A 26,483-nucleotide genomic window follows, 5' to 3' on the forward strand; every position below is an offset into this window, starting at 1 on the left:
ATTGCCATTCGCGGTGCTGGACGAACTGAGCGACTTCACCATCGCGGTCTGGGTCTATCTCGACACCGTGTCGACGTGGGCGCGGATCTTCGACTTCGGTTCAGGGACTCGCCGCTACATGTTCCTCACCGCGCGTGGGCCCAGCGGAGGGCCGCGATTCGGCATGAGCTTGACCCAGGGGTACAACGAACAGGTCGTCGACAGTGGCACACCACTGCCCACGCAAAGCTGGGTGCACCTGGCCGTCACCTTGCGCAATCGCGTCGGTACGCTGTACATCGATGGCGTGGCATCCGGAGAGAACTCTTCGATGCTGTACGTGCCTGGCGATCTCGGCGCCGACACCACGGGATGGATCGGACGCTCCCAGTTTCCGGCCGACCCTTACCTGCACGGAAGGGTCGACAACTTTCGTGTCTACAACGGCGCACTGAGCGCCCGGGCCATTGCGGAGCTGGCTGGTCAGCAATGACGAACGAAGGGCCAGCGGGCTGACGGCGAGGAGCACGGGGCCAAGGCCGACTTGCGATACTTTGCCCGCCTGAACAGCCCCAAGGAGCCGACATGCCCCGCCAGACTCTCCGCGCTGGTCTTGCAGCCTCCCCGAAGCAGCGGCGGCCGGCCATGGCCCTCGCGCTGTGCCTCGCCGGAGTGCCGCTGCCAGCACTCACGCTAGAGGCGCCGGCGCCCGCCGACCCCATCGCCACGCTCGTCAAGCAGCTGGAGCTGGAGCGCTACAAGGCCACCATCAAGGGCCTGACGCAGTTCGGCGACCGCCGCCAAGGCACCGAGCGCAATCGCCGTGCGCTCGACTGGATCGAGGCCTGGCTCAAAGCCAATGGCTGCATGAACACCGAACGACTGCAGTACGAGTACACCGAGCCCACGAAGCGCAACCCGGCTCCACCGCAACCCGCCCGCGCCGGCGGCCCGGCCGGCCAGGGCGGCAGCACGCTGTTCGGCCAACGCGCGCCGACCAGCGTGAACACCGACCCAAACGCACAGCCCGACGAGAAGCTGCGCGCGTTGAATGCCGAGCCGACGCCCGAGGGCACCTCGATGCGCGAGAACGTCTACTGCACCAAGATCGGCAACACCCGGCCCGACGAGATGTACATCGTCGGCGCCCACATGGACGGCATCGGCTGGGGCGAGGCCGCGAACGACAACGGCTCCGGCACCGCGCTGGTGATGGAGCTGGCGCGCATCTTCAGCCAGCCCGGCGTGGAGACCGAGCGCTCGATCCGCTTCATCCTCTGGAACAACGAAGAGACGGGTTTGCACGGCGCGAGCGCGTACGTGGCACAACGCAGGGAGCTGCAGGGCATCGAATCACCCAAGGGCTCAGGCAAGTACCCCGAGCCGAAATGGCTGGGCATGGTGCAGCACGACATGATGATGTTCGACCACGGCATGCCCGTGATGCAGCGCGACGCGCAGGGCAAGCCACTGCTCGACGCGAAAGGCCAGCCGCGCTATGCCCCACCACGCGAGCAGCGTGCCGAGGCGGATGTCAACATCGAGTTTCAGTCGACCTCGAAGCACGCCGAGGGCGCGGCAAAGCTGGCCTGGCACTTTCGCGCGGCCAACGACAAGTACGCCACCGACTACCCGGCGGCCGTCGGCTTCCACATGACCAACACCGACTCGGTGCCCTTCATGGACTGGGCGCCCGCCATCTCGCTGCGCGAGAACGAACGTGGCATGCAGATCGGCGCCGGCTGGAACCCGCACTGGCACCAGCCGAGCGATCTGTTCTCGTCCTATTCGGACAAGGACTTCCTGCTGGGGCTCAATGCGGCGCAGACGACGCTGGCGGCGATTGCCGAGCTGGTGGGGGCGAGGGTCAAGCGCTGACTGCCGTGCGGACTGGCCCGATTCATCACCTCCGCAGAGCCAGAACGCGACACACGTCTCGTTGACTGCGGGCTGAGGGCCATGTGTTGAATCGGACGGTCATCGTTCATCGTGCCAGCGAAAGGACGAGACCATCCCCACTTCGATGAGCCGCACGCTCTATTTCTCGCGCAATCCCAATCCGCGTCTGGCCGTGGCGACCGCCCGGCATCTGGCCGCAACCGTCAGCTGCGAGTGGGCCACGCCGCTCGCCCCGGGCCAGGCCGAGAGGTTCCGGCACCTGAACCCGTCACTGCGCGTGCCGATCCCGGCGGAGAACGGCGGCTCGCTGTGGAAGGCGGACGCGATTGCCCGCCGCCTCCCGCAGCTGACCCACTCGGAGTTCTGGCACAGCGGTGCCGAACTGCCGGACATGATCCGCTGGATCAGTTGGGCGCGCGATCAGCTTCACGCGAGCGTGCGACATCGTGCACTTCGAGCGCGGCACCAAGCAGCGCTACGGGCTCGGCCCGAGCGGTGAAAGCCTGGTGGCCGAGGGACGCGACTGGCTGCTGGCCAGCGGATCAGCTGTGCCGACTTCCGCATGGCGACGTTCCTGCCTTTCAACGATGTCGCCCGGCTGCCGTTGGGCGACTATCCGCACGTCGAATCGTGGCACCAGCGCCTGACGGCCCTGCCCGCTTGCTCCGACCCATTTGTGGGGCTGGATGCCCCGGAGTTGCCACCCATCTCATCCTGAGCGCTCGTTCGCGCCAAATGCTGTTCGACTGCAGCGTGCCACGCGCTCAGCCGGGAAGCGAGCAGCACCGTTGCTCTCGCTCGGATTGAAGTCTCGGGCAGGCGGCAGCTGTGCAGCGGTTGCGGTCACTGGCTGGAGACGGGTGAGCTCACGCCGATCGCCACCCAGCGGCCATCGGGCACGGCGACCAGCCCGATCTGAAAGATCGGCGATGCGTCGCGGACGAGGATGTATTCGAAGACTCGGGCGGCGTCTTCGCGTCGTCCCGCATCACCTTCTTTTGCGCGCGCATGCAGCGCCCTGTGTCGCTGACGCTGTGCTGACGCACGCTGCCTAAGCTGATGCAGTAGGTCAGCGTACTGCCCTGCTACCCGCGCCGCCTGGCCGGGGCGTTTCAGCCTTTCCACTACAGGAGACTCATGATGAGCCGATCGACACTGCCGATGATCTTCCGCGCCGCGGCGCTCGCTGTGGCGGCGAGCATGGCCACGGCGGCCTGGGCCGACGACGATGTCAATGACTGGCGCGAGGGGAAGTGGGTGCAATGGATCTACTCGATCCCCGCCTCGGTGAACCCCGTCACCGACACCACCGGCGAACATTGCATGGTCGGCCAGAACGGCTCGACGTGGTACTTGGCCTCCCACTCCGGCGGTGGCACGGTCAGCCGCACCTGCACCATCTTGCAAGGCGTGAAGCTGCGGTTCCCGGTCGCTGGCAGCAACTACGTCTATGCACCCGGCCACTGCGGCGACGTGGACGGCATCTCGGACAGTGAGTTGCGAGCCATCATTGCGGCGGTCACCGACAAGCTGAAGGTCACCGTCCGGCTCAACGGCGAGGCCGTGACGACCAAGCGGGTGCGCAGCAAGGTGTTCGCCACCGCGTTGCCGAGCGACAACCTGTTCGGGCCGGTGTGCGGGTCCAGTCCGGTGCCCGCCGGGCTCTACCGGACGGTAGACGACACTTACTACGCCGAGATCGACAACCTGCGGCCCGGCGTGCACACGCTGGAGCTGATCGCCACCAACGACGCCAATTTCAACCAGAACCTGGTGTATACGCTCAACGTGGTTCCGCGACCTCGGCACTGAGAGGCTGAGAGTCTTTCACCCATGCCCGCCTTGCACCCCCAAACTCCCCCGCTCTTCGTTGCAAATGCTCGCCATAGCCCGAGCTATGGCTGTGCTTTGCGCCTCGATCGGCGGCCTTTGCAGGCGCCTTTCGGGCACGGCCGAAAAACTCTCAGCCTCTGAGCGCCGCAGCGCGCCCTCTTCCCAGCCCGTCCACCGAGGTATTCACACATGCCAGACTCCACGGCGGCCAGCGCATGCGCAGTCGAGGCGCCACGCTGGAGTCTGCACCTGTGTGGCCAGGGGCGGGTGGTTGCGGTGGCTGGACAAGGCGTGGTGCTGGAACGGCGCGACGCGGCCATGCTGGCCCTGCTCGCCATCGAGGGCCCGACCGCACGCGCCCGGATCGCAGCGCTGCTGTGGCCCGACGAGCCTACCCAGGACGTCAGAGGGCGCCTGCGACAGCGCATCTACGCGCTGAAGCGAAAGCTCGGCGTCGAGATGATCTCGGGGACATCGACGCTGTCCATCTCGCCAGCGCTCGTCTGGCCAGGCTTCGGCGGCGAGCCGCTGGACGCGGCCTTGCTCGGCGACGACGACTATGCCGATCTGCCGGAGTTCGCTGAGTGGCTGAGGGCCACACGCCAGCGCCTTCAAGCCCTGCGGCGCGAGCGCTTGGCTGGCGAAGCCTCTGCGCTGGAACTGGAGGGCCGCCTGGCCGAAGCCATCGCCTGTGCCGAACGTCTGTTGGCGCTGGAGCCGCTGCAGGAGCATGCGCACCGGCGGTTGATGCGGCTGCATTACCTGCGAGGCGACCGCGCGGCCGCGCTGCTCGCCTTCGACCGCTGCGAGCGGGCGCTCAAGGACGACGTCGGCGCCACGCCGTCCGTCGAAACCCTCGATCTGTTGGCGCAGATCGAGCGCTCGCAAGCGCTGGCAGCGCCCACGCCACGTCGCGTGGTACCCGCTTCGGTGCTGCGCCCGCCCCGGCTTGTCGGCCGCGATGCCGAGTGGTCGGTGTTGCAGGCCGCCTGGGAACGCGGTGACGCGGTCGTCATCGTCGGTGAGGCAGGCATGGGCAAGACGCGCCTGGTCGACGATCTGCTGCGCGCTTGCGCCCCGGCGCCTGGCCAGGCGCTGCAGGCATCGGCCCGTCCGGGTGACGAACGGGTGCCCTATGCCCTGCTCGGCCGCCTGCTGCGCGGTGTGCTCGCGACGCGCGCGCAGGCGCTGCCCGATGGCATCCAGGCGGAACTGGCGCGCTTGCTGCCCGAGTTGCCCCCTGCGGCGCAGCCCGCAGTTTCTCGGGCACGCCCGCTGACCGGTGCCCACGATGGCGCCGCCGAGGCGCGCCTCGTCGGCGCGCTCGAGGCGACCTTGCGCGATGCGGTGGTGGCGGGGTTGGAGGCCGTGGCGCTCGACGATTTGCACTTTGCCGATACGGCGAGTCTCGAGATGGCGCAACACCTGGCCGGTGTGCCCGGGTTGCGCTGGTTGGCCGCCTTCCGCGGCGCCGAGATCGGGCCGGCGGCACATGCGCTGGTCGCCACGCTGACCACCCGGCTTCGTGCCGAGCCCCTCGTGCTTCAGCCTTTGACCCGTGCACAGGTGGCCGAGTTGCTCGACTCGTTGGGGCTTGCCGGCGTTGGAGCACTGGATGCGGTGGACGCAACAAACTTTGCCGATGCCCTGCACCACCGCACCGGCGGAAACCCGTTGTTCCTGCTGGAGACGCTCAAGGCGTGGTTGCTGCAGCGCGAGCCGAGTCGCGGTGGCCCGGCGGCCGTGGGCATGTTCGCGCGGCTTCCGCCGAGCGAAAGCGCGCTGCGGCTGATCGAGCGCCGCATTGGCTTGCTCTCGCGCGACGCCGTGCGACTGGCGCGCTGTGCGGCCGTGGCAGGGCAGGACTTTTCGGTCACGCTGGCGGCGGAGGTGCTCGACGCCAATCCGCTGGACCTCGCCGACGCGTGGACGGAACTCGAATCGGCCCAGGTCCTGCGCGACGGTGCCTTCGCCCACGACCTCATCTTCGAAGCCGCGCGCGCATCGGTGCCGCAGCCCATTGCCCGGGCGCTGCACCGGCGCATCGCGGAGCTGATGGTGCGCGAGGGTGGCGGCGCGCCGGCTCGACTGGCCGCGCACTGGCTGGGCGCTGGCGAGGAGCTTCGCGCGGCGCCGCACCTGGCCGAAGCGGGCCGGCAGGCGTTGCGTGCACTTCGCCTGCGAGAGGGCATTGATTACCTGGATCAGGCCCAGGCGATCTACGGACGGGCCGGTGACGCGGACGCCCAGTGCTCATTGATTGACGAGCTGATCTCCCCGGCGATGATGGCCTGCGCCTTCGACAACGTGCAGCGCCTGGTCGAGCAGGCGGCGCGCAGCGCATCCACCGATCGCCAGCGCGCCATGACGCTGCGCAGCCTGGCCTCGCTGCTGGAGCAGCGTTGTGAGTACGAGCGCGCGACCGAGACCTGCCGGGAAGCGCTTGCCGCAGCACTCGCCGCGCGCGATCGCGCCTGCGAACTGGGTGCACGCGCCCTGCTGGCCCAGCTGCTGTGCGAGCAGTGCCAGGCGGCCGAAGCGCAGGAGATGCTGCGGTCCATCGGGCGCTGGGTGGATGAGCACGGCTGCGCGAAGCAGCAGATCGTCTACGCGGATGCGATGGCCAAGGTCCTGCAGGACAGAGGGTGCCTCGCACAGGCGCTTGATCAATGCCAGCGAGCCATCGACATCGCCCGCACAACCGGCGCCAGCGATGCCCTGCCCCACCTGCTCATGGCGCGCGCCACCGCGCTCATCTTCACGGGGCGGGCGCAGGAGGGGCGCGATGCGATCGTCGAGGGAAGGCATCTGCTGCAGGACATTCCTGAAGACGCGATGATCCTGAGGTCCTGCAACATTCGCCTCCAGGTCATCGACAGGACGCTGGGCCACTACACCTCGTCGTTGATGCTCGGCGAGCGAATCCTTTCCGATCCGGGGACCGGACCGGCCGAGATCGAGGAAGCGCGCCTCCCGCTGGCCTTTGCCTACTGTGACCTGGGGCAACCGGAACGCGCGCGTCGACTGCTGTCGCAGACGCAAGCGCCGGCGGGCTCCTACATGGCCCTCTTCTGGAAAGAGGTCGCTGCTCAGGTCCCGCAGCCGGGAGCACCCCTCGAGGAAGCCTGCCGCCAGGCGCTCGATGCCGCGGCCGAGGCCGCGAGCCATTGGTCGGGCCGAACCCTGCTCACCGCCTGGCGCATCCAGGCCCGCCACGGGCAGGACGAGACGGCAGTGGCGGCGGCGCGGCAGGGCGTGGAATTCACGTCCACCAGCGGCATGCACGGCCAGCAGCTGGTCTTTCAGGCACTGCTGGCGCAGCGCCTCGCCAAGCTTGGGGACACGTCGCAGGCCGTGTGGCTGGCCAGGGACAGCTGGCGGCTGATGACCGACTTTTGCCCCGGCCTGGTCTACCGCGGTGTGGTCTGGCGCGCGCTGATCGAGGTGTTCGAGCACCGCGACGCCGCGCTCGCCCGCGCGATCGCACACCACGCTGCCGACTGGATCTTCCGCACTGCTGCGGAGCATGTGCCGCCGGCGTACCGCGACAGCTTCCTGCACCGCAATCCGTTCAACGCGTTCCTGCTCGGGAAGGTGCGCGAGCGATCGCGCTGAGCGCTTGTCCCGCACGCTGAAGCACCCGTCCGCGGCCGACTCATAGGTCCGCTAGTGGCCGCTTCTCTCAAACTTTCGCCGCAAAAAGACCAGCGCCCGCGGGGTTCAGAGTCCATTGGCGCAGAACATCTCGTCGCGCGCCGCCGTTGAAGGTGGCGCGGTTGATCGGCGGATGACCGCTGTGCAGCGGGTGCTGTCATCCCGGCCTACGAGCAGGAGGGGCGATGAGTGCTACGAACCCGACATTCGCTCCCATCGGCACGGGAATGGTCGAGGCCCATTTGCATGCTCTTTGAATCGCGAAGCCTCTTCGTGCATGGCCAACCCGGTGCAACCGATCTCGGTAGTCGACCGAGTCAACGCTCGCCGGCTCGCGCGACGGGTGGTCTTGGGCCTTGGCGCATGCGGCTCTATCGGGGCAGCAGCAAGCGGGGCCGCGGGAGGACTTCCTCGGTCCCCCTTCTCGATCAAGGGGGCCGACTGCCTTGAGTGTGCGCTGATGCCGGACGCCGCTCATTGCGCATAGGAAGCGACAGCCATGGTGCTCGGCGGGTTAAGAGCTGCTGGCGCGAGAATTGGTCGACTCCTAAGTCTCGCAGAACCCGCCGACCCGCTTATTCCAGCCACATGAGCATCTGGCAATTCGCTGAATCGATGCCGCAAGACCGGGCCAGCAATCTACTTGGCTGGATCAACTTCGAGGAAATTTCGAAGCTTGTGGCTGCCGGCGAGATCTTGAGGTTCACGTGGGAGCCGTTCAAGACAGAGCGATGGCTCAAGGGCTGTATGCGGGCGTTGTTTGTCCTCAAGGTACCACCACACGTCTACGACGCCTTCTTCAATTCGCCCGAAGGCTACAGGGCGCAGTACGCCCGTAGCGTCGAGCGCGGCACGGCAGCAAACCGGTCACTCCTCACACTGGCGGAGAGCAGGCTGTTGGCGCACGAACAGGTTAGGCAAGCTGTGGCGGCAGGCGAGGTAGAAATGGAGCACTTGAAAGGCTCATTGCGAGCCCTGGACGCCAAGCTGTGGATCGTCGAAGACGAGGCGACCATGCGGCACGTGAACGCACCGGGGAACGAGATTCTCTATCCGGTCTGGGCAAAGTCACGTATCGACAAAGGACAGCGCGCGCCGCAGGGCACGCTGCTAGACATCAAAGGAGGCTGGCTAGACGCAGCGGGGCACGAGCGGCGCGATGATTGGAAGGCTTATCGCAGCGAGGACGTCCACTGTACTGGTTGGACCTAGCTACGCATGATGTTGAGCCTTTGGGGCGCAGCAACTGGCGGCTGCCCGTGGCCTTCAACGACAGGTGTCGGCGGCCGTCGTCATTCGTCGACCAGATTTCGAACGTCGCAGTCCAGTCCAACCTGACTTTGAAAGTCAGCGGCAGGTCCGCAGCGATTGCTGTCGGTCGCCGCCCGGACGCCGTAGGCCGTTGTCTAGCCCTAGCCCGTCAGTCGCCCTTCATACCTCACATGGTCGCCGCACCGGCCGTCCTACGCAACGCGCGTCGGACCGTGGATTTGCAGACCTTCCCTAGACTAAGTGTTTTCCCTCGAACGCGAGATGGGATGTCGGATTTCGGGCTCCTAAAGCGTTCTCATAAACGCTTGGCTCAAGCCAACTGGGTCTGACGTGCAGTGCTATGGGCTGAGCGGCGATGGGCACGGGGGACCTACGCGCGTACGCCGTCGAAGGAAACCTCAGGAGGAGGGAGGCGATATGACTCTGCTACAAGAGATTCAAGCCGAATCCAACGGGGCGCTGTTTCGGCGCGCGGACCTGCACATCCACTCCTTCGGCGAGAGTGGCTCATACGACGTGACGGACGCGTCGATGACAACTGAGGGCATCGTCGATACGGCGATCGCGGAGCGGCTAGACCTCATCGCGATCACCGATCACAACAACATCGCGAACGTCCGCCCAGCGCTGAAGTATGCCGACGGCAAAGGCCTGCTTGTTGTCCCCGGTGTGGAGCTGTCAACGCCGCAGGGGCATCTGCTGGTGTACTTTGAGACGGTTGATCAGCTGCAGCGCTTTTTCGGCAAGCTGACCATTTCGGATGACCGGAAGGCCTGCCACAACACTATCCCTCAATGCCTCCGATTCGCCGAAGAGTTCAACGGCTTCGGCATCTGCGCGCACATCGAGCTGGACAGTGGCCTGGAGAGAGCACACCCAAAATTTGATGCGTTCAAACAGGAGGTCTTCAACTGCTCGAACCTGTTGGGCCTCGAGATCACCAATGCCACGAGCAGCGTTTGGTTCTCTCACGACGACACTGATGCCAATCGCCGCAACTGCGTTGTGACCCGATGTGCGACGCTTGGTCTTGAAGACGGCGTCGATCTGGCGAAGGTGATGTCCTCGGACGCACACACCCTCAACGCTTTGGGACGCAACGCCAGCGGAAACAGAAAGCTGACCCGGCTCAAGATGGAGGCCCTGACGTTCGCGTCGTTGCGGATCGCGCTGAAGGATGCCGCGGCGCGCGTGCGCCTCGAGGACCTTGTCCCCGTGTCGGTGCCGAGGTTCGTAGGGATCAAGCTGGAAGGCGGATTCCTTAAGAACCAGGTCGTCCACTTCAGTCCTAACCTGACCTGCATCATCGGCGGGCGCGGTGCCGGAAAGTCAACGCTGCTGGAGTCGCTTCGCGCGGCTTCGGGCAATGCCGCCGAAAGCACGATCATCGACTCGGAGGTGTGGCCGGACGCCATCTCGCTCGTCTACGAAGACGAAGTGGGGGAACGCCACACGCTGACTCGCAGCAAGCTCTGCGATGTGATGAACGCCGATCCGGAAGGGCCGACGGCTGTTGCAATCGAAAGCTATGGACAAGGCGAAACGGCTGACACGATCCAGCACTGCGACACCGACCCGTCGATCCTGCTGCGGTTCCTGGACGGCTTCATCGACTTTGGCGAACTGCGCAAGCAGGACGAAGCCTTGCGCGATGCGATTCTCGCAAATCAGACAGTTGTCGAGACGCTGCAGCAGAGCATCAACCAGATCGGGCCAACGGAGAAGGCCAAGGGCATCGCCGACACACAGGTCGCAGTACTGAAGAAGCAGAATGCGAGCCAGGTCGTCGAGCTGGAGGAAAAGCTGGCCAAGGAGCGGCGTTTCCGCGATGGTCTGAAGCGCAACCTTGGTGAGCTTCTCACGTCCATCACCAACAGCCTGACCGGCGGCGAGCTGCGCAAGTTGACGGCCGACGTCGACGGCAACGGCCTCGCGGTCGGCAAGGCGGAGTTTGAGGTCGTCAAGGGGCTCGTGGATAGTCTTGCGACAGAGATCGAGACGCTATCCGGTCAGCTCAAACAGAAGGTCATCGCTGCGAACGACAAGATCGCGGCGCAGCTTCAGGTCTGGATCGCGCGCGAGAAGGAGACGCAGGACAAGATCGAGGAGATTCGGCGCGAACTGGAAAAGCAGAACATCAAGCTCGACATGGCGTTTATCCGAAAGGTCACGAAGGACGCTGCCGATTTGCAGGCGCGGCTGACCGAACTGAAGAAGAGCCAGCCGAAACAGCAGGAGGCATTCAAGGAGCGCAAGCGCCTGATTCAGGAACGGGCGGGCCTCCGCGTGAAGATTTTCAACGCCCGCCACGCATTTGCGACGACGATGAACGGCAATCTTGCCGCTGCCGTTGTCGACTATCGGGTCAAGTTTCAGTTCTACGAAGGCTTGCTGGCGCCCGAGATGGAGGAGCTGATCAAGAGCACCATGAGCTGGCGTACCTCTCAGGTTCCACGCGCGGCGCTCATTGCCGCCACACTTTCACCGGCTCAACTCCTTGCTGCCGTGAATGCGAAAGATGCGTCGGCACTCGAACAGCTGAACGATGCCGACGGCAACCGTGTGTTCTCCAAGGCCGACGCCGCCGACATCATCGCCAAGCTTTCGGAGTGGCAGGCCAAGTGTGCGTTGGAGCGCATCGCGTTCGAAGACAGGCCCGAGATCAAGGTGACGCAGGTTGTCGAGAATTCGGATGGCACCAAAGGCTATCGCGTCCGCGATTTCGCCAAGCTCTCGCTCGGCCAACAGCAGGCCATCCTTTTGACGGTGCTGCTGTTCTCGAAGAGCCGCGTGCCGCTGATCATCGATCAACCAGAAGACAATCTCGACGGCGAGTTCATCTACAAGACTGTCGTGCGTTCGCTGCGCAGCATCAAGGAGCACCGGCAGGTCATCATCGTCACGCACAACCCCAACATCGCCGTCCTGGGAGACGCCGAGCTGATCATCCCGCTGCGCGGTGCCAGCGAAGTGTCCGTGATCAGGGACCGTGGGTCGATCGACACCACCGAGACCAAAGACATCGTCTGCACGATTCTTGAAGGCAGCCAGAAGGCCTTCAAGCGCCGGCAGGAGGTCTACGGCTACTGACCATAGCAGTGATGCTGGTCGGAGCGCGTAGCTCGCGAACGAGGGAGCGCCACCATTTTCTTCACCGTAATTGATGGCCGCGGCCGTGTGCCCAGCGGATCAAAGAACCAAGCATTTCTGTTCGTCGACAACTGGGACGATTGGGGCAAGTACCGGACGCAGTTCTCGCTTCATGTCGCCGACGAGACCGGAGAAGCTCATCACATCGGCTCGGTCAAGATCGGTCAAAAGGGCCTGCAGCCCTCAGGCAGGGTCTCGAAAGGTCATCGAGCACCGGCTTTGGATGAAACGTTCAACGCCCTGGATGAAAGCTACTTTTCGCTCGGCCAGAGTGAGAGCTACTACGAGTCGCTGAACGAGCTTAGCGACGCGCTTCGAGCGCGCGTTCTCAAGGGCCTGCGCGACTGTGCTGCCGACCTGGATATCTTCGAGACCTACCACGCTGAGGAGGTGATGCGAGAGTCGCTCCTCCGCGACGTTGTCGAATCGACCGTCGCAGGGCGGCTGAATCGCCTGTCCCGCGGCGATGCCAAGCTCACAAAGTTTGCGTTCGCGTACAGCTTTCCGGCACGGGGGCGAAAGCCCCCGGCATCGATGACCTTCGATGTCATTCCGGAGTCTCAACCCCCGACGAACGTGCATGTCCTGATTGGCCGCAACGGCGTGGGCAAAACGCGGTGCATGCGGTTGTTGGCCCTTGCCCTGCTTGGCCGCGAGCCCGACGGCGGAGATTCCGCCGGCACAATCGAAATGCAGGCCGAAGATACAGGCGGCGCGGTTGCCTTCTCTGGCCTCGTCCTCGTCTCGTTCAGCGCTTTCGACGAGTTTGAGCTGGAGCCCGCAGAGGCGGACGCAATGCGTTGCCACCAGGTCGGTCTCAGGCATCCGGAGTCATCCAAACGCGGCTCAACAGCGAAGAGCTTTGACGATCTGGGGAGTGATTTCGCAAACAGCCTGACACGGTGCCAGTCGGGCGTGCTGGCGGAACGCTGGCGCACGGCCGTCCGGACCCTGGAAGAAGACGATCTCTTTGCAGAGGCAGATGTCACGTCGCTGCTTGGCGAAGAGAGCGACGTGAGTCTCAAGACGCGCGCGCGGCGCCTCTTCAAGAAGCTGAGTTCGGGGCATGCCATCGTTCTGCTGACTGTGACTCGCCTCGTCGAACTGGTCGATGAGCGAACGCTGGTACTGCTCGACGAACCGGAAGGGCATCTTCATCCGCCGCTTCTGGCTTCCTTTGTGCGCTGCCTGTCCGACCTGCTAGTGCGACGGAACGGGGTCGCCATCGTGGCGACGCACTCGCCGGTGGTCCTTCAGGAGGTGCCTCAATCCTGCGCCTGGAAGCTGCGACGAAGCGGGCTTACCGCGATCGTTGAACGTCCGACTGTGAAGACTTTCGGGGAGAACATCGGCGTCCTGACACGCGATGTCTTTGGTCTGCAAGTCACGCAGTCGGGATTTCACAAGCTCCTGCGAGATGCCGTCGCTGACGGCTCGTCCTATCGAAGGGTCTTGAACAAGTTCGACGGGGAGCTGGGCGACGAAGCAAAGGCCATCGTTCAGGCACTCATCGCAGAACGCGACGAGGGTGCCGATGCGTAGCCTGCCAAAGCCTGACGTGACCGGTGCGGAGGTGCTGCAGCTCTGTGCTGCCAGCATCAGAGATCCCGATCTGAAGGAGCGCCTGCTGCAGGCCGAAGCCGTCATCGAAGCCGCCGAAGAGTTGTACCGGGAACACGGTGAAAGCGCCGAACTGCATGCCATCGAGGGAACAAAGACCGTTGGCGGCTTCGTCACCCGCAAGGAGATGGAGCGGGTCTACAACGGCACCTTCGTGAAGAGCAGCAGGACGCGCAGCACATACGCAAAGCTCAAGAAGGCCTGCGTCAACGACATCTGCCCGCTATGCGGTCAGGGAACGGTTCACCAGCTTGACCACTATCTTCCTATCACCAGCTTCCCGGTCTATGGCGTAACGGCCATCAATTTGGTCCCGGCCTGCAGCGACTGCAACAAGTACAAGCTCATCCATGTCCCTGCGAACGCAGGCGAGCAGACCATCCATCCCTACTTCGATGAGGTCGACGACGAGCAATGGCTGTTCGGTGAAGTCGTGGAAAGCGCGCCGGCCGCCGTGAGGTTCGCGGTGAACCCGCCCGATCCCTGGGATGCAGTCCAGGTCGAGCGTGTGAAGACCCATTTCCGCATCTACAGGCTCGGCGCGCTGTTTGCGACGCATGCTGCGGTTGAGATCAGCAACATGAGGCACGCCCTGAAGAAGATGGCGGCCACGCCAGGCTTTGCCGAGCGGATCAGGCAGCACCTGCGCGAACGGGCCGAGAGCTGCGCCGAGGTCTACCAGAATTCCTGGCAACGGGCGACGTTCGACGCGTTGGCCGATTCCGATTGGTTTTGTTCCGGCGGCTTCGAGGCCGTATAGGCTTCCCCGTCCGTCAACAAGGCATGGAGTCAACCGGGTCTGAGCGCTCCGTGCCTTTTGCGCACAACAGGTTCGCGTACTTGCCACCGCGTCCGTCCCGCAGATCGCTTGAGTGCTGCAGACTGCGTTCGAGTGACGGCATTCTGCGAACGCTGCCATTCGACGTTCGAATCTGAGCGTCCGCAACCAGTCTTCGGACTAAACCGCTCTCGCGGTAGGGCTGCGCCGATGCGTCGGCGGCATGCCGAGGTTGCGGCTCTGCCATGTTGACGGGTGAGGCGATCCGCCTCGCTCTTCGACTGGAGCAGAGCCATGACCACTTCGACGCCCGCTGTTTCGCCGCTGCGTCAACGCATGATCGAAGACATGCGCATGCGCAAGATGGCGCCCAAGACGCAGACCTCCTATGTCCGCAACGTGAGTCGGCTCGCCGCGTTCCTCAAGCGATCGCCCGACACGGCCACGATCGAGGATCTGCGCCGCTTCCAACTGCATCTCGTGGACGGGGGAACGTCTCCGACCACGCTCAACGCCATCGTCACGAGCCTGAAGTTTTTCTTCGAAGTGACGGTGCGACGCCCCGAACTCGCGCTCGGAATGCGCTCGGTTCGCCTGCCGCAGAAGCTCCCCGTGGTGCTCAGCCGAGAGGAGGTTGCGAAGCTGATTACCGCGGCGCCGAACATCAAGCATCAGACCGCCCTGGCTCTTGCCTATGGCGCAGGGCTGCGAGTCAGCGAGGTCGTCGCGCTGAAGGTGGGCGACATCGACAGCGAGCGCATGACGCTGCGCATCGAGCAGTCCAAGGGCCGCAAGGATCGTTACGCGATGCTCTCGCCACTGCTGCTGCAGCGGCTGCGTACGTGGTGGCGCGTCGCTCATGCCCAGGGCAAGATGCTGCCCGGCGGCTGGCTGTTTCCAGGCCTGAACCCGATCGAGCCGCTTACTGCGAGGCAGCTCAACCGTGCCATCCACGATGCCGCGGAAGTTGCCCACATCGACAAGCGCCTGTCGATGCATTCGCTGCGGCATGCCTTCGCCACCCACCTGCTGGAGCAGAAGGTCGACATCCGCGTGATCCAGGTCCTGCTGGGCCACAAGAAGCTCGAGACGACGACTGTCTACGCGCACGTGGCGACCGAAGTCCTGCGCGAGGTGGTCAGCCCGTTGGAGGTCTTGCCCACCTTATAGGTGGTGCACGTGGGGCGGCCCGCCCTGGAGGTCGCCGACATCTTCCGTATCCACGGCCCCGGTTGGCGTGAGGCACAGCGAGGCCACCTCAACCTTGCCCAACTGAAGGTCATGTCGGCCATCGAACAGTGCCGCAGCGCGGCGCTGGGTGGACACGTTTTGCGGTGCGAAGGCTGCGGCACCGACCAGGTCTCCTACAACTCCTGCCGCAATCGGCATTGCCCGAAGTGTCAGAGCAGTGCGGCCCAGCGCTGGCTGGAGGCGCGTCAAGCCGACTTGCTGCCCGTGGAGTACTTCCACGTGGTCTTCACGCTGCCCGCGCCCATCGCCGACATCGCGTACTGGAACAAGGCCATCGTCTATGGCTTGCTGTTCGACATTGCCGCCGAGACCCTGCTGACCATCGGCTGCGATCGGAAGCACCTTGGCGCGCGGCTGGGCGTGACGCTGGTGTTGCACACCTGGGGCTCGGCGCTGACGCACCACCCGCACGTGCACGGCATCGTTCCCGGCGGTGGGTTGTCGCCGGATGGCCAGCGTTGGATCGCCTGCAGGCCGGGCTTCTTCCTGCCAGTGCGCGTGTTGTCCCGGCTGTTCCGGCGGCGCTTCCTCGAGGCACTGCTTGCCGCACACCGCGAAGGTCGGCTGAAGTTCTTCGGCGAGCATTCATCGCTGGCCGATGCCGACACCTTCGCGCGCTGGCTGGCGCCACTGCGTGAATGCGAGTGGGCCGTGTACGCCAAGCGCCCCTTCGCCGGCCCGGATGCGGTGCTGGCGTACCTGTCGCGCTACACCCATCGGGTAGCTATCTCCAACAGTCGGCTCATCGCGTTGGACGATCGTGGCGTGACCTTCCGCTGGAAGGACTACCGCGCCAAGGGCCGCACCCGCTACAAGGCCATGACGCTCGGCGTCGGCGAGTTCATGCGCCGCTTCCTGCTGCACGTGCTCCCTGGTGGCTTCCACCGCATCCGGCACTACGGGCTGCTGGCCAACGGTTGCCGCAAGGCCAGCTTGGCGCTTGCGCGGCAACTGCTGGCCGTACCGCCGGGCGATTCACAAGCCGATGTCGATGCAACCAACCCGCCACCGACCTTCATCTGCCGGCACTGTGGTCAGCCGATGATCGTCTTGCAGACCTTCACGCGCGGCCAGACGATCCGTGCTCCGCCGGCCTCCCCATGATGCGAGCCATCTGCCAATGCTGCGTACGTTCGCCGGCCCCTGTCGGACTACAGAGGGCACGGGTAGCTCGTTCTCCGATTGGCAAGCGGCTGCGCCACTGCTCGCGTTGCAGGCTGCGCACCTCGCCTTCGACTGATGGCACGCCTGCGGCCGCCAGCACCGGGCTGATGACCATGGGGTGCGCTTCCGCCCTTTCTGGTGTGGCCAGGCTCCAATCGCCATAGGGCTGTGCCCGTTCAACCGCACGCTTGGCCCGCGGTTTCCTCCCTCGAGGCTTGTCCGACACCTGCCCTCAGGTCGGTGCTACTCCACCATCGTGCCTCGCACGGGCAGGTATCCGACAACCCTTAACTTGACCCGTCACACGGCTGGCAAACATGTCCGACGGCTGATGGCCGAGTTCTGCCGTCGCTCTCGACCCACGGAACTCAGCCGAGGGATCGAATTGGTTTGCCAGAAAGGTCGGCGCGCCACGGCACGAAGCTCACCGCGCCGCCAATGCCCCTCGCCGTACAGCACCTGCTTGCCGCTCAATGAACCCATAGCACCTCAAACCTCTGTCGGATTTGAGCGACCTGTATCGACACCTCATCACCTTCGCATTTGCCCAGCATGGCCCTGCCCAGCGGGGCTTCGCTGGTCAGGACCTGAACGAGCTGAACGCCGCTGACCAACTTCATGCTGCCCCCATCCGGACCGAGAAAGAGCTGGTGCTGCTTGTCGTCGGAATCGACCAGGCAGACCAGCGCGCCGAGCTGTATACCTTTGCTGGCGTCGTAGGGGCGCGGGCGGAACTGGCGCCAATCGGCCATCGCCTGGCGGATGGCTTCGGCGCGACGAGCTTGGCCGGTCGCCAGGTAGGCGGCTTCGAGACCCAACGTGTCGTATTTGTTTTCGGCAATGTTTTCTTCGTGAGTCGCGGCTTCATGGGCCGCCCTGGCCGCCTGTTCGGCTTGCAGCAGGTCTTCGGCGAGCCGTTCCAGCACCTGCTGCTGCAGCAGGGACTTATCCATGATGAAGGTAGGCATCTCGAACAGCAGGGGTCGGGTGTCAATCATGATTCAGCGAGGCGCCCACCATCGCAATGACATGCAGGAAAGGCCCGCATCGATCTTGCCGATCTCCGCAGTGCCGAGGGAAACGACCTGATAGCCAAGCTTGTCGAGGATCGCAATGGTCTTGGGAAACTGCGCCCCAACCATCACCACGTCATTGACTCGCAGCGCATTGGCCGCCGACTCCTCGCCCTCCGGGACGACGATCTGCCTGAAGCCCTCGAAGACGCCAGAGCGCGCGAGCCGCTCGGTCGCAAGCACGGTTTCCTCGTCGAGCAACGAGCAATCGGTCTTGAAGTGCAGTACGCCCTCCGGGGTCTTCACGATCTCGCTTCTGCGGCCGAACCTGGCGAGGCACGAGGCCAGCGCTTCGGCGCCTTGGCGGTCGGTGCGGGCTGAAAGGCCAATCTTGATCGCCTTGGGCGTCACCAGCACGTCGCCGCCGTCTGCAAAGCCTGGCTGAGGCAAGTCGAGGACGGTCTCGAACATGGCACGCAGCGTTGGCGCGATTTCCGGCGTCTCGCCAGCGCGGCTTGGCGCACCGGGTCGAAGGAGGATCGCCCCTTCCGGGAGCACGAACGCCGGGTCTTCCACGAAGATCGAATCTGGGAAGGTCTCGAGCGCCGGAAGGACGGTGACATCGACGCCCGCGGCGCGCAGGGCCGCCACGTAGGCATCGTGCTCGGCCTGGACGCCATCATGGGTGGGGCTTCCGCGGTCGTCGGCGCGCAGGCCATTGACGACGGAGCGCGCCGGCTTGCGAACGATCGCCGAATTGAAGTGAAACGCAGTGGGGCCGGATGACATCTTGAAGACCTCGTGGGGCAAATCGGTACGCGATTGTGTCGAAGCCGTAGGGGCAGCGGCAGCGGGCGATGGGTCCGGAGTCTCGATCCAGGAAGCAACGAACGAACGCTCTCGACGTCAGCGTCACGGAGGCGGCGAAATCGAAGGGCCGCACCCAGTCTCACGCAGTCCGAAAGAACCGCCCGAGGACAGGCTCGCCGGACGGCAGCGCCGCAGCGCCGCACTTGACTTCCCACGGCTAAGTCAGGATGCGATAGAACACGTGGCTGCCCACGATGTCCGATGCTGTCTTGCACCCTGTCGTGGCCTCGCTGCTCACGACGGAGACGTTCTTGCCAAGAAAATCAGATCACTTCACGGCCTCGCCAACCGCCGTCCGTTGCAGTGCACGCGCCTCGCAAGGCACCGCGCTTGCCAGAGCAGGACGGCGTTCGCGTTTCATCGATGGTCTGGGCATGGTGGTGGTCATGGGCGAGTACTCGGCGGTTGCACGCACGAACGTCGACAGCGCACAGAAGTACCGCACCTGCTGGGGCCAGTACATCACCGGGGCCGCGTTCTCGCGGGGCCTCGTGCCGGTCTACCGGGATGCCGGCTTCACCGGCAACCACTCCTCCGGGCTGCTCAACCGCGCCACGGGCGCGCAGGTCCACTCTGGTCTCATCGGCACCATCGTCAACGCCGCGAAGTGATCTGCGTTCGCCCCAGGGGACGCCGCTGACGCGGCGTGCTCAACGGGGCGACGCGGCCGCCAACGTCGGGCATTTCGGCACGTTGCCGCGCACCACGAAGGGCTGGTCGGCCCATGGCCCCGGTTTGCTGCAGGAGTTGTCGGCCAGGCAGGTGCAGGCCTTGGTCTGCAGCAACTGCGTCACCGCCGCCTGGTCGCGCGGCGAAAGCTTCGGCAGCTTCGGCGAGAGCACGAGCTGCATCGCATCCGCCTGCGCAGGCACATCGGTCGGCGGCAGCGGGCCGAAGATCGTCATGATCGGATCGTTGCTGGCGGACTTGCCGCCGCGGATGCGCCGCAACTGCGCGAGCCCCGCCTCCATCGCCGCATAGCCGCGCGCCACCGACGCCGTGAACGGGCGCCGATGGGCCGCCGTGAAGGTGGCCTCGGCCTGCTCCCAGCGCTTCTTGTCGAAACCGAGCACCGGGCAGAGCACGGCGTCGTACTGCTCGCGCAGCACCGGCTCGAAGTTCATCCAGCACGACGTGCGGCCGCCCACGCGCAGGCCGGTCGCGGCGCGCAGGTCCGCCGCGAGTTTCTCGACGATGTAGAGCTCGATGCGGCCCAGCTGCAGCACGCCATCGGGCGCCTTGGGCAAACGCTCTGCATTGGCCGAGACGAACGGCAGGCCGGCCTCGGCGACGACCCGGGGCGCTATGCCGATTGCACACCAGCTGCCAAGCACGAGATCGACCTTGGCGGCAACCAGCTCGCGCGCGGCGTTCTCGGCCTTGCGGGGATCACAGGCGCTGTCCTTGATCACGAGGGTGGGCGCGGGCTGCCCCGGCCAGGTCTTGATCGCCAGCTGCATGCCCAGCACGAGCTCTTCACCCTCGGCGGTGCTTGGCCAGCTCTGCGGCACGATCGCCCCGATCGTCAATGTCGGGCCGGCAAGCGCGGCGCCGGCCAGCCCGGCCGAAGCGATCAATACCAGACCTTGCGCCATCCGGCGCACCCAACGACTTGTACCCCACATCCCTCGGGCTCCTTGCATTTCTTGCCGACTGCGGACCCCGTCATCGCGGGTTGCCGCTCCACAAGAAAGCGGTATCGCCCGGACGGCGGCCGGAGGCAATCGCCGTTTACCCCAGTGACCGCATGTAACAAGGATGTACCTGGCCCAACCGCACGCTTTGCCGGACAGCCGCCTCGAACGTCAAGCTGGCAATGTGCGGCCCCGCTGCGCCGGGCACGCGGAAAAGTGTTTCAACTCAGCAGGGCGCGGCGCAGCCTGTCGCTCGCGGCAGGCGTGCAAGGGCGTTCTTCGACGAGTTGAAATGAAAGGTGGTGCCGGCCGGATCCAGCGCACAGCCCGCGGACCCGGCCTGCCGCTACCAGACCCGGCAGCGCTTGACCGGTGCCATCGGCTGGCCCGGCTTGCAGGAGAAGGCCTGCTCGAACTCGGGCATGTTCACCACCAGGCCGTTGACGCGGTAGCGGCCGGGCGAGTGCGGCTCGATCTTCGCGTTGATGCGCAACTGTTCGGGACGCGTGTTCTCGCAGGCCCATTGGGCGAAGCCGATGAAGAAGCGCTGGATGGGCGTGAAGCCCTCGCGCAGCGCCGCCGGCGGGGCGGTGGCGATCTCGATCTTCCAGGCGGTCAGTGCCAGCACCAGCCCGCCCAGATCGGCCAGGTCTTCGCCCAGCGTCAGCTTGCTGTTGATCTTGATGTCATCGACGATCGTGTACTGGGCGTACTGGTCGGTCAGGCACTGGGTGCGCGCGTTGAAGGCCTTCTCGTCCCTCGGCGCCCACCAGTTCTTCAGGTTGCCCTGCGCGTCGAATTGCCGGCCTTCGTCGTCGAAGCCGTGCGTCAACTCGTGGCCGATCGTGCCGCCGGTGTTGCCGTAGTTGGGACCGTCGTCCATCTTCGGGTCGAACAGCGGCGGCTGCAGCACACCGGCCGGGAAGTTGATGTCATTCATCTGCGCGTTGTAGTAGGCGTTCACCGTCGGCGGTGTCATGCCCCATTCGCCGCGGTCGACCGGCTTGCCGATCTTGGCCAGTTGCCGGCGCTGCTCGAACTCGGTCGCACGCTGCACGTTGCCCAGCAGGTCGTCGCGGGCGATGCGCACCGGGCCGTAGTCGCGCCAGCGGTCCGGGTAGCCGACCTTGTTGACGATCGTGGCCAGCTTTTCGAGCGCCTTCTTCTTCGTCGCCGGGCTCATCCAGTCCAGCGACTTGATCTCGGCGGCCATCGCCTCCTCGATCTGCTGGGTCATGTGCAGCGTCTTGGTCTTCTGCTCGGGGCTGAAAGCGCGGCGCACGAACTCCTGGCCCAGCGCCTCGCCCAACTCGGCGTCGACCAGCGTCACGCACCGGCGCCAGCGCGGGCTGGGCTCGGGAATGCCCCGCAAGGCCTTGCCGAAGAATGCGAAGTTCTCCTGGAAGAACGGCGACGCCATCTGCGGCGCGAGCGCATGCACCAGGTGCCAGCGCAGGTAGGCCTTGATGTCGCCGAGCGGCCGGGTGCGCAACTGCTGATCCATCGCCCGCATGAAGGCCGGCTCGGTGACGTTGAACACACGCTGCTCGCTCAGCCCCAGCGACTGCAGGTAGTCGGCCCAGCCGAAACGCGGCGCCATGCGCTGCAGGCCGCGCATGTCGACCTGGTTGTGCAGGCGGTGCGGGTCACGCTGCTGAACACGGGTCAGCTGGGGCCTGGCCAGTGCCGTCTCGATCTGCAGCACCACCGCCGCATCTCGCTTGGCCTGCCCGGGCGCGGCGCCCATCAGCTCGAACATGCGCGCGACATGCGCGACATAGTCGGCGCGGATGCCGCGCATCCGGGCATCGTTCTGCACGTAGTAGTCGCGGTCGGGCAGCGACAGGCCCCCGGCCGAGACGAACGCGATCACACGGGTCGAGTCGCCGAAGTCCTGGTTCTGGTCGAAGCTGAACAGCAGGCCGCCATCGGCGGTGGCCAGATGCAGTGCAGCCAGCAGCCCAGGCAGCTCACCGATGCTTTTCAACGCGTCGATACGCTCCAGCCAGGGCGCCAACGGCTTGATGCCTTGTGCGTCGACGGTCGCCTCGTCCATGCACGACGCAAACAGATCGCCGATCTGCTGCTGCGGCACCGAGCGGCCCTCGGTCTGCCTGGCCAGGTTGTCGAGGATGCCCCAGAGGAAGCGCTTGTTCTCGTCGGCCAGCTTGGCGTAGACATCCCAGCGCGCCTGGTCGGGCGGGATCGGGTTGTTCTTCATCCAGCCGCCGCAGGCGTACTGGTAGAAGTCTTCGCAGGGTGCGGCGCTGGTGTCCATCGCCTTGACGTCCAGGCCTGGCGTGTAGGGCAGCTCGGTCAGCGGCTGGTCGGCGGCGGTGCCGAGGGTCGCGGCGCAAGCCAGGGCCAGCGCGGCGAGCGCGCGGTTCAGCGAATGGGGCATGGGGGGATTCTTGGAAAGAAAAATCAGGTCAGGCCGGCCGGGTCGACGACGAAACGGCCCTTGAGCGTGTAGGAGCGGCCCCGGAAAGCGGCCACGCGCTCGCCGCGCTGGTTGCGCACGTCGATGTCGTAGACGCCCGTGCGGCCGGCCTTGTTCACTTCGCTGGCGGAGGCGGTCAGCACGTCGCCCAGGCGGGCCGCAGTGACGAGGTTGACATCGAAGCCCGAGGCGACGGTGACCTCGTTGTAGGCGTTGCAGGCGAACGCGAAGGTCGAATCGGCCAGCGTGGTGATCAGGCCGCCGTGGCAGATGTCGTGGCCGTTGAGCATGTCGTCGCGCACCGTCATCGACAGCGTGGCGGTACCGGGCCCGATGGCCAGCACCTGCATGCCCAGCGCTTTCGAGGCACGATCATCGCGCCACATCGCGTCACGCACCGCCTCTGCGATGCGTTGTGGTGTCGGTTGCGGGTCTGGTGAAGTCACTCAGCGGTCCTTGAACTGTGGCGCACGTTTTTGCTGGAAGGCGGCCACGCCTTCGGCAAAGTCGTGCTGGCGGCCCAGCTCACGCTGCAGCTGCGCTTCGAGCGACAGCGCTTCGTTCATGCTCATCTGCGCGGCCGCATCGAAGGCCTGGCGGGTCGCGGCGAGCGCCTTGCTCGGCATCGCGGCCAGTCGCTGGGCCAGCGCCATGCAGGTGTCGAGCAGCGCGCCATCGTCGACGCATTGCCAGATCAGGCCGATGCGTTCGGCCTCTTCGGCCGGCAGCTTGTCGCCGGTCAACGCCAGGCCCAGCGCGCGGCTGCGGCCCACCAGGCGCGGCAACAGCCAGGTGCCACCGCAGTCGGGGATCAGGCCGATCTTCGAGAAGGCCTGGATGAAGCTGGCGCTGCGCGCGGCCACCACCAGGTCGCAGCCCAGTGCCAGGTTGGCGCCGGCACCCGCGGCCACGCCGTTGACCGCAGCGATCACCGGCACCGGCATCGCGCGCACGCGCTGCGCGAGCGGCTTGTAGTTGGCCTCGATCACCGCGCCGATGTCGACCTTGCCGTCGGCCCCGGGCGCCATGCCGGGATCGTTCAGATCCTGCCCGGCGCAAAAGCCGCGGCCGGCACCCGTCAGGACAACGGCGCGCACGCCGGGCGTGAGCGCAGCGGCATCGAGCGCTTCGCGCAGCTCGGCATGCATCGCGCTGGTGAAGCTGTTCAGCGCGGCGGGGCGGTTCAGGGTCAGCGTGCGCACGGGGCCGGCGTCGGCCACCAGCACCAAGGGTTCGGTCATAGGAATCTCCCGGGGAAGGCGAGGCGGCCGGGTTCACCGACCGACCGGTCGGTCAGCCGCCATGGGGCCAATTCTCGTCCAGCGGACACGGCGACTCGATCGCCCCGCGGCCCGGGCAAACCCGAGGGCTCGACGCAGCGGGTGTCTGTGGCGCAAAGCTGCGTAACAAGCCGTTCGTGGTGAGCACGATCAGCAGAAGCTTGCAGCCGCTCTTTGCGCGAGTGCACGTCAACGCGCCGTCCCACACTGCCGCGGTCTGCCACCTGCCTGCCAACCATGACCATCGATGCGTTCGTGCTGAGCCTGATGCGCCTGGAGTTCGGCGCCGCCGCCAGCTTCCACTACCTGTTCGTGCCGTTGAGCCTGGGGCTGGCGATGGCCGTCGGGTTGATGGAGGCCGCGCACTGGCGCACCGGCCGCATGGTGTGGGTCGAGGCCGCGCGCTTCTGGCGGCGCTTCTTCCTGCTCGCCTGGTTCGTCGGCATGGTCACCGGCTACCCGCTGCGCTGGCAGTTGCAGTCCCACTGGCAGGGCTACACCGAACACGTGCGCGAGGTGCTGGGTGCGGTGATGACCTTGGAGGGGTGGATCGCCCCGTTGATGCTGACGCTGGTGGCCGTGCTCAGCCTGGCCAGCCATCGGCTGCGACCGGGCACCCGCGTGGTGCTGAGCGGGCTGCTGGCGCTGGCGATGGCGACACAGGCTGCCGGCATCCTGACGATCAATGCCTGGATGCAGCACCCGGTGGGCGTCGAGTTCACCGACGAGGGTGCGCGCCTCACCTCGCTGTACGAGGTGTTCGCCAGCCCCTTCGCCCACACGAAGATCGCCCACACCCTGAGTGCCAGCGTGCTGACCGGTGCCTTCTTCATGCTCGCCGTGGCCGGCGCCTACCTGCTCAAGCGGCGGCACCTGCCGCTGGCGCGCGCGTCGATGCGCGCGGGCCTCGCGATGGGCCTGGTGGGGATCCTCGCGACGCTGCACACCGGCCACGAAAGTGCGCTCGAGGTCGCGCAGCAGCAGCCGATGAAGTTCGCGGCGATGGAGGCCCATTGGTCGAACCGTGCCGAAGAGGCGCCGCTGGTGCTGTGGGCTTGGCCCGACATGGACGCGCAAACCAACCACGCTGCGCTGGAGCTGCCCGGCGCCATGGGCTGGCTGGTCGACGGCGAGTCGCCGGCGGGCGTGCAGGAGCTGACCGCGCAGACGAAGGAGAGGATCCGCCTTTCGTTGCGGCCAGGCGCCTCGGCCGAGCTGGCGGTCTGGCGAGGGCTCTACCAACAGGCCGCCCGCCGCCATCAGGACGTGTGGCCCACGCTGGACGACGAGGCCCGCCTCGCGCTGGCCGCCAGCCTGAGCCGCCCGCATGTGCCGACGCTGTTCGTCGCTTTTCGCACGATGGTCGGCATCGGCTTCGGGTTGTTGGGGGTGCTGCTGTTCGCCTGGCGACGGCGTGTCGCACTCGAAGGTGGCCTCGGCGGCAATCGCCGCCTCGTCGTGTTGCTGATGGCGTGCCTGCCCCTGCCCTGGATCGCCACACTGAGCGGCTGGATGGTCGCCGAAGTCGGGCGCCAGCCGTGGGTGGTCTACGGCCAGTTGCTGACCGCGCAGGCGGCGGTGCCGGCCGCGGCCGCCGGGCACCCGTGGGCATTCGTGCTCCGGCTGGTGGTCTATGCCTTGCTCGGTGGGCTGTTCGTGCGAGGTTGCGTCGGGCTTTGGCGCTGCGGGCCCGGCCCGTTGGCGTGGTGGGAGTCGGCGCAGCGACGGCTTCGATGGTGGCTGCCGCTGCGGCGGCGTGCGCCGCTGGCCGCCTGCACGTCGCTGCTCGAATGAGCCGCTCGCCGGCAAGGGCCGGTACGCGGTTACGGTGAGGTTGGCACGGCCGGCGGCTCCTGGGCGCCGGGCAGCGGCCCCACCCCCAGCAGCGTCAGGCTCCCCAGCAGCGCGAAGATCAGCGCGGCCACGCCATGCACGAGGCGCATCGGCACCTTGGCCGCGACCTTGTCGCCCAACACCACCACCGGCACGTTGGCGATCATCATGCCCAGCGTGGTGCCGGCGGTCACGGTGACCAGCGCGTCGTAGCGCGCGGCCAGCATCACGGTGGCGATCTGCGTCTTGTCGCCCATCTCGGCCAGGAAGAAGGCGACGGTGGTGAGCCAGAACACGCCGAGGTGGCCGGGGACGCGATCGGCTTGGTCTTCGTCCACGCGGTCGGGGATCAGCATCCACACGGCCACGGCGATGAACGAGGCGCCGAGCGCCCAGCGCAGCCACGTCGGGTCGAGCACGCGCGTGAGCCAGGCGCCGAGCGCCGAGGCCGCGGCATGGTTGGCCAGCGTCGCGACGAAGATCCCCGCGATGATCGCGCGCGGCGCGCGGTAGCGCGCGGCCAGCAGCAGGGCCAGCAACTGCGTCTTGTCGCCCATCTCGCCGAGGGCGACGACGCCGGTGCTGACGGCGAAAGCGTCCAGGCTCAAGCCGGCGCGCGTTGTTGTCGGGCTTCGCGATCCAGCCAGATGCCCATGCCCTGCGCGTTGAGTTCGATGTCCAGCGCGATCAGCTCGAGCACGGCCGGCGTCACCGTCACGCCGTGGTCAGCGAGGCCTGCGGCATACAGTGCGGCGAGCTCGCGCTTGAGCACGTCGTGGCGTTGCGCGGCCTGCGCGTGGCGCCGGCCGATGG

At 66.1% G+C, this 26,483-nt stretch carries 22 protein-coding genes and 1 pseudogene; 14 read left to right on the forward strand and 9 right to left on the reverse strand.

Annotated features, from left to right (window positions below; translation table 11 throughout):
- From VFY73_RS14610 to VFY73_RS14630, 5 genes are all read left to right on the forward strand, one after another.
- The coding region (locus tag VFY73_RS14610) for a LamG domain-containing protein (protein WP_329719951.1) at positions 1-472 on the forward strand (472 nt) is incomplete at its 5' end.
- A gap of 152 nt (positions 473-624) precedes the next feature.
- On the forward strand, positions 625-1,857 hold the full coding sequence (locus VFY73_RS14615; protein WP_329719953.1) for a M28 family metallopeptidase: 1,233 nt from the start codon (positions 625-627) through the stop codon (positions 1,855-1,857).
- 145 nt (positions 1,858-2,002) lie between these two features.
- Positions 2,003-2,377, forward strand: a complete 375-nt coding sequence (locus VFY73_RS14620) for a hypothetical protein (RefSeq protein ID WP_329719955.1) — start codon at positions 2,003-2,005, stop codon at positions 2,375-2,377.
- 24 nt (positions 2,378-2,401) lie between these two features.
- The gene (locus tag VFY73_RS14625; RefSeq protein WP_329719983.1) at positions 2,402-2,596 is read left to right on the forward strand and encodes a glutathione binding-like protein; all 195 of its coding nucleotides are present in this window, start codon (positions 2,402-2,404) and stop codon (positions 2,594-2,596) included.
- A 422-nt stretch (positions 2,597-3,018) separates the two neighbouring features.
- Positions 3,019-3,690 carry a hypothetical protein gene (locus VFY73_RS14630; protein WP_329719957.1) on the forward strand — a complete coding sequence of 224 codons (672 nt, stop codon included), beginning with the start codon at positions 3,019-3,021 and terminating at the stop codon, positions 3,688-3,690.
- A gap of 204 nt (positions 3,691-3,894) precedes the next feature.
- Here VFY73_RS14630 and VFY73_RS14635 read toward each other — a convergent pair whose 3' ends face one another.
- Positions 3,895-4,449: a hypothetical protein gene (locus VFY73_RS14635; protein ID WP_329719995.1), complete on the reverse strand. Its 555-nt coding sequence runs from the start codon at positions 4,447-4,449 to the stop codon at positions 3,895-3,897.
- Here VFY73_RS14635 and VFY73_RS14640 point away from each other — a divergent pair.
- The 7 genes from VFY73_RS14640 to VFY73_RS14670 all read left to right on the forward strand — a co-directional run bounded on the left by VFY73_RS14640 (position 4,330) and on the right by VFY73_RS14670 (position 16,540).
- Positions 4,330-7,326 carry an ATP-binding protein gene (locus VFY73_RS14640; RefSeq protein ID WP_329719985.1) on the forward strand — a complete coding sequence of 999 codons (2,997 nt, stop codon included), beginning with the start codon at positions 4,330-4,332 and terminating at the stop codon, positions 7,324-7,326. The two genes, VFY73_RS14635 and VFY73_RS14640, sit on opposite strands and share 120 nt — an antisense overlap.
- Positions 7,327-7,953: 627 nt before the next feature.
- Positions 7,954-8,577: a hypothetical protein gene (locus VFY73_RS14645; RefSeq protein WP_329719959.1), complete on the forward strand. Its 624-nt coding sequence runs from the start codon at positions 7,954-7,956 to the stop codon at positions 8,575-8,577.
- A gap of 477 nt (positions 8,578-9,054) precedes the next feature.
- Entirely contained in the window at positions 9,055-11,727 is a 2,673-nt protein-coding gene (locus tag VFY73_RS14650; protein ID WP_329719961.1) for a TrlF family AAA-like ATPase, read from the forward strand.
- 87 nt (positions 11,728-11,814) lie between these two features.
- Positions 11,815-13,329 carry an AAA family ATPase gene (locus tag VFY73_RS14655; RefSeq protein ID WP_329719963.1) on the forward strand — a complete coding sequence of 505 codons (1,515 nt, stop codon included), beginning with the start codon at positions 11,815-11,817 and terminating at the stop codon, positions 13,327-13,329.
- Positions 13,322-14,167 (forward strand): hypothetical protein, encoded by an 846-nt coding sequence (locus tag VFY73_RS14660; RefSeq protein WP_329719965.1) that lies wholly within the window; start codon positions 13,322-13,324, stop codon positions 14,165-14,167. The genes VFY73_RS14655 and VFY73_RS14660 overlap by 8 nt, the downstream gene beginning before the upstream one ends.
- 312 nt (positions 14,168-14,479) lie before the next feature.
- Entirely contained in the window at positions 14,480-15,355 is an 876-nt protein-coding gene (locus VFY73_RS14665) for a site-specific integrase (RefSeq protein WP_329719967.1), read from the forward strand.
- Between the two features lie 9 nt (positions 15,356-15,364).
- The gene (locus VFY73_RS14670; protein ID WP_329719969.1) at positions 15,365-16,540 is read left to right on the forward strand and encodes an IS91 family transposase; all 1,176 of its coding nucleotides are present in this window, start codon (positions 15,365-15,367) and stop codon (positions 16,538-16,540) included.
- A 530-nt stretch (positions 16,541-17,070) separates the two neighbouring features.
- On the opposite strand, the gene VFY73_RS14675 is transcribed toward VFY73_RS14670, so the two are convergent.
- Together VFY73_RS14675 and VFY73_RS14680 are read right to left on the reverse strand one after the other, a co-directional pair.
- Complete coding sequence (locus tag VFY73_RS14675) at positions 17,071-17,553, reverse strand: GreA/GreB family elongation factor (RefSeq protein ID WP_329719988.1); 483 nt, start codon at positions 17,551-17,553, stop codon at positions 17,071-17,073.
- A 48-nt stretch (positions 17,554-17,601) separates the two neighbouring features.
- Entirely contained in the window at positions 17,602-18,402 is an 801-nt protein-coding gene (locus VFY73_RS14680) for a dimethylarginine dimethylaminohydrolase family protein (protein ID WP_329719971.1), read from the reverse strand.
- Positions 18,403-18,704: 302 nt separating this feature from the next.
- Between VFY73_RS14680 and VFY73_RS14685 the strand changes: the two genes are divergently transcribed.
- Positions 18,705-19,094 (forward strand): hypothetical protein, encoded by a 390-nt coding sequence (locus tag VFY73_RS14685; protein ID WP_329719973.1) that lies wholly within the window; start codon positions 18,705-18,707, stop codon positions 19,092-19,094.
- A gap of 39 nt (positions 19,095-19,133) precedes the next feature.
- On the opposite strand, the gene VFY73_RS14690 is transcribed toward VFY73_RS14685, so the two are convergent.
- The 4 genes from VFY73_RS14690 to paaG form a co-directional block, all read right to left on the reverse strand.
- On the reverse strand, positions 19,134-20,108 hold the full coding sequence (locus VFY73_RS14690) for a hypothetical protein (RefSeq protein ID WP_329719975.1): 975 nt from the start codon (positions 20,106-20,108) through the stop codon (positions 19,134-19,136).
- A gap of 355 nt (positions 20,109-20,463) precedes the next feature.
- Positions 20,464-22,518, reverse strand: coding sequence for a M13 family metallopeptidase (locus VFY73_RS14695; protein ID WP_329719977.1), 2,055 nt, complete (start codon positions 22,516-22,518; stop codon positions 20,464-20,466).
- 23 nt (positions 22,519-22,541) lie between these two features.
- Positions 22,542-22,943 carry a hydroxyphenylacetyl-CoA thioesterase PaaI gene (gene paaI, locus VFY73_RS14700; RefSeq protein WP_329719990.1) on the reverse strand — a complete coding sequence of 134 codons (402 nt, stop codon included), beginning with the start codon at positions 22,941-22,943 and terminating at the stop codon, positions 22,542-22,544.
- Positions 22,944-23,003: 60 nt separating this feature from the next.
- Positions 23,004-23,798 carry a 2-(1,2-epoxy-1,2-dihydrophenyl)acetyl-CoA isomerase PaaG gene (gene paaG, locus VFY73_RS14705; protein ID WP_329719979.1) on the reverse strand — a complete coding sequence of 265 codons (795 nt, stop codon included), beginning with the start codon at positions 23,796-23,798 and terminating at the stop codon, positions 23,004-23,006.
- Between the two features lie 276 nt (positions 23,799-24,074).
- Here paaG and VFY73_RS14710 point away from each other — a divergent pair, with 276 nt between their 5' ends.
- A complete protein-coding gene (locus tag VFY73_RS14710; RefSeq protein WP_329719981.1) occupies positions 24,075-25,631 on the forward strand; it encodes a cytochrome ubiquinol oxidase subunit I in 1,557 nt (518 codons plus the stop codon).
- Between the two features lie 29 nt (positions 25,632-25,660).
- Here the strand turns inward: VFY73_RS14710 and VFY73_RS14715 are convergent, their stop codons facing one another.
- Together VFY73_RS14715 and VFY73_RS14720 are read right to left on the reverse strand one after the other, a co-directional pair.
- The gene (locus VFY73_RS14715; protein ID WP_329719993.1) at positions 25,661-26,272 is read right to left on the reverse strand and encodes a TMEM165/GDT1 family protein; all 612 of its coding nucleotides are present in this window, start codon (positions 26,270-26,272) and stop codon (positions 25,661-25,663) included.
- A 2-nt stretch (positions 26,273-26,274) separates the two neighbouring features.
- Positions 26,275-26,483, reverse strand: a pseudogene (locus VFY73_RS14720) (MBL fold metallo-hydrolase); the annotation flags it as partial.

The sequence above is a fragment of the Ideonella sp. genome (assembly GCF_036277275.1).
Taxonomy (GTDB): domain Bacteria; phylum Pseudomonadota; class Gammaproteobacteria; order Burkholderiales; family Burkholderiaceae_C; genus Ideonella.

What these genes read in the sequence shown, in the direction of transcription:
- VFY73_RS14615 (WP_329719953.1), top strand. Translation starts at nt 625, where the DNA reads ATGGCCCTCGCGCTGTGCCTCGCCGGAGTGCCGCTGCCAGCACTCACG.
- VFY73_RS14620 (WP_329719955.1), top strand. Translation starts at nt 2,003, where the DNA reads ATGAGCCGCACGCTCTATTTCTCGCGCAATCCCAATCCGCGTCTGGCC.
- VFY73_RS14630 (WP_329719957.1), top strand. Translation starts at nt 3,019, where the DNA reads ATGAGCCGATCGACACTGCCGATGATCTTCCGCGCCGCGGCGCTCGCT.
- VFY73_RS14645 (WP_329719959.1), top strand. Translation starts at nt 7,954, where the DNA reads ATGAGCATCTGGCAATTCGCTGAATCGATGCCGCAAGACCGGGCCAGC.
- VFY73_RS14650 (WP_329719961.1), top strand. Translation starts at nt 9,055, where the DNA reads ATGACTCTGCTACAAGAGATTCAAGCCGAATCCAACGGGGCGCTGTTT.
- VFY73_RS14660 (WP_329719965.1), top strand. Translation starts at nt 13,322, where the DNA reads ATGCGTAGCCTGCCAAAGCCTGACGTGACCGGTGCGGAGGTGCTGCAG.
- VFY73_RS14665 (WP_329719967.1), top strand. Translation starts at nt 14,480, where the DNA reads ATGACCACTTCGACGCCCGCTGTTTCGCCGCTGCGTCAACGCATGATC.
- VFY73_RS14675 (WP_329719988.1), bottom strand. Translation starts at nt 17,553, where the DNA reads ATGGATAAGTCCCTGCTGCAGCAGCAGGTGCTGGAACGGCTCGCCGAA.
- VFY73_RS14680 (WP_329719971.1), bottom strand. Translation starts at nt 18,402, where the DNA reads ATGTCATCCGGCCCCACTGCGTTTCACTTCAATTCGGCGATCGTTCGC.
- VFY73_RS14690 (WP_329719975.1), bottom strand. Translation starts at nt 20,108, where the DNA reads ATGTGGGGTACAAGTCGTTGGGTGCGCCGGATGGCGCAAGGTCTGGTA.
- VFY73_RS14695 (WP_329719977.1), bottom strand. Translation starts at nt 22,518, where the DNA reads ATGCCCCATTCGCTGAACCGCGCGCTCGCCGCGCTGGCCCTGGCTTGC.
- paaI (WP_329719990.1), bottom strand. Translation starts at nt 22,943, where the DNA reads ATGTGGCGCGATGATCGTGCCTCGAAAGCGCTGGGCATGCAGGTGCTG.
- paaG (WP_329719979.1), bottom strand. Translation starts at nt 23,798, where the DNA reads ATGACCGAACCCTTGGTGCTGGTGGCCGACGCCGGCCCCGTGCGCACG.
- VFY73_RS14710 (WP_329719981.1), top strand. Translation starts at nt 24,075, where the DNA reads ATGACCATCGATGCGTTCGTGCTGAGCCTGATGCGCCTGGAGTTCGGC.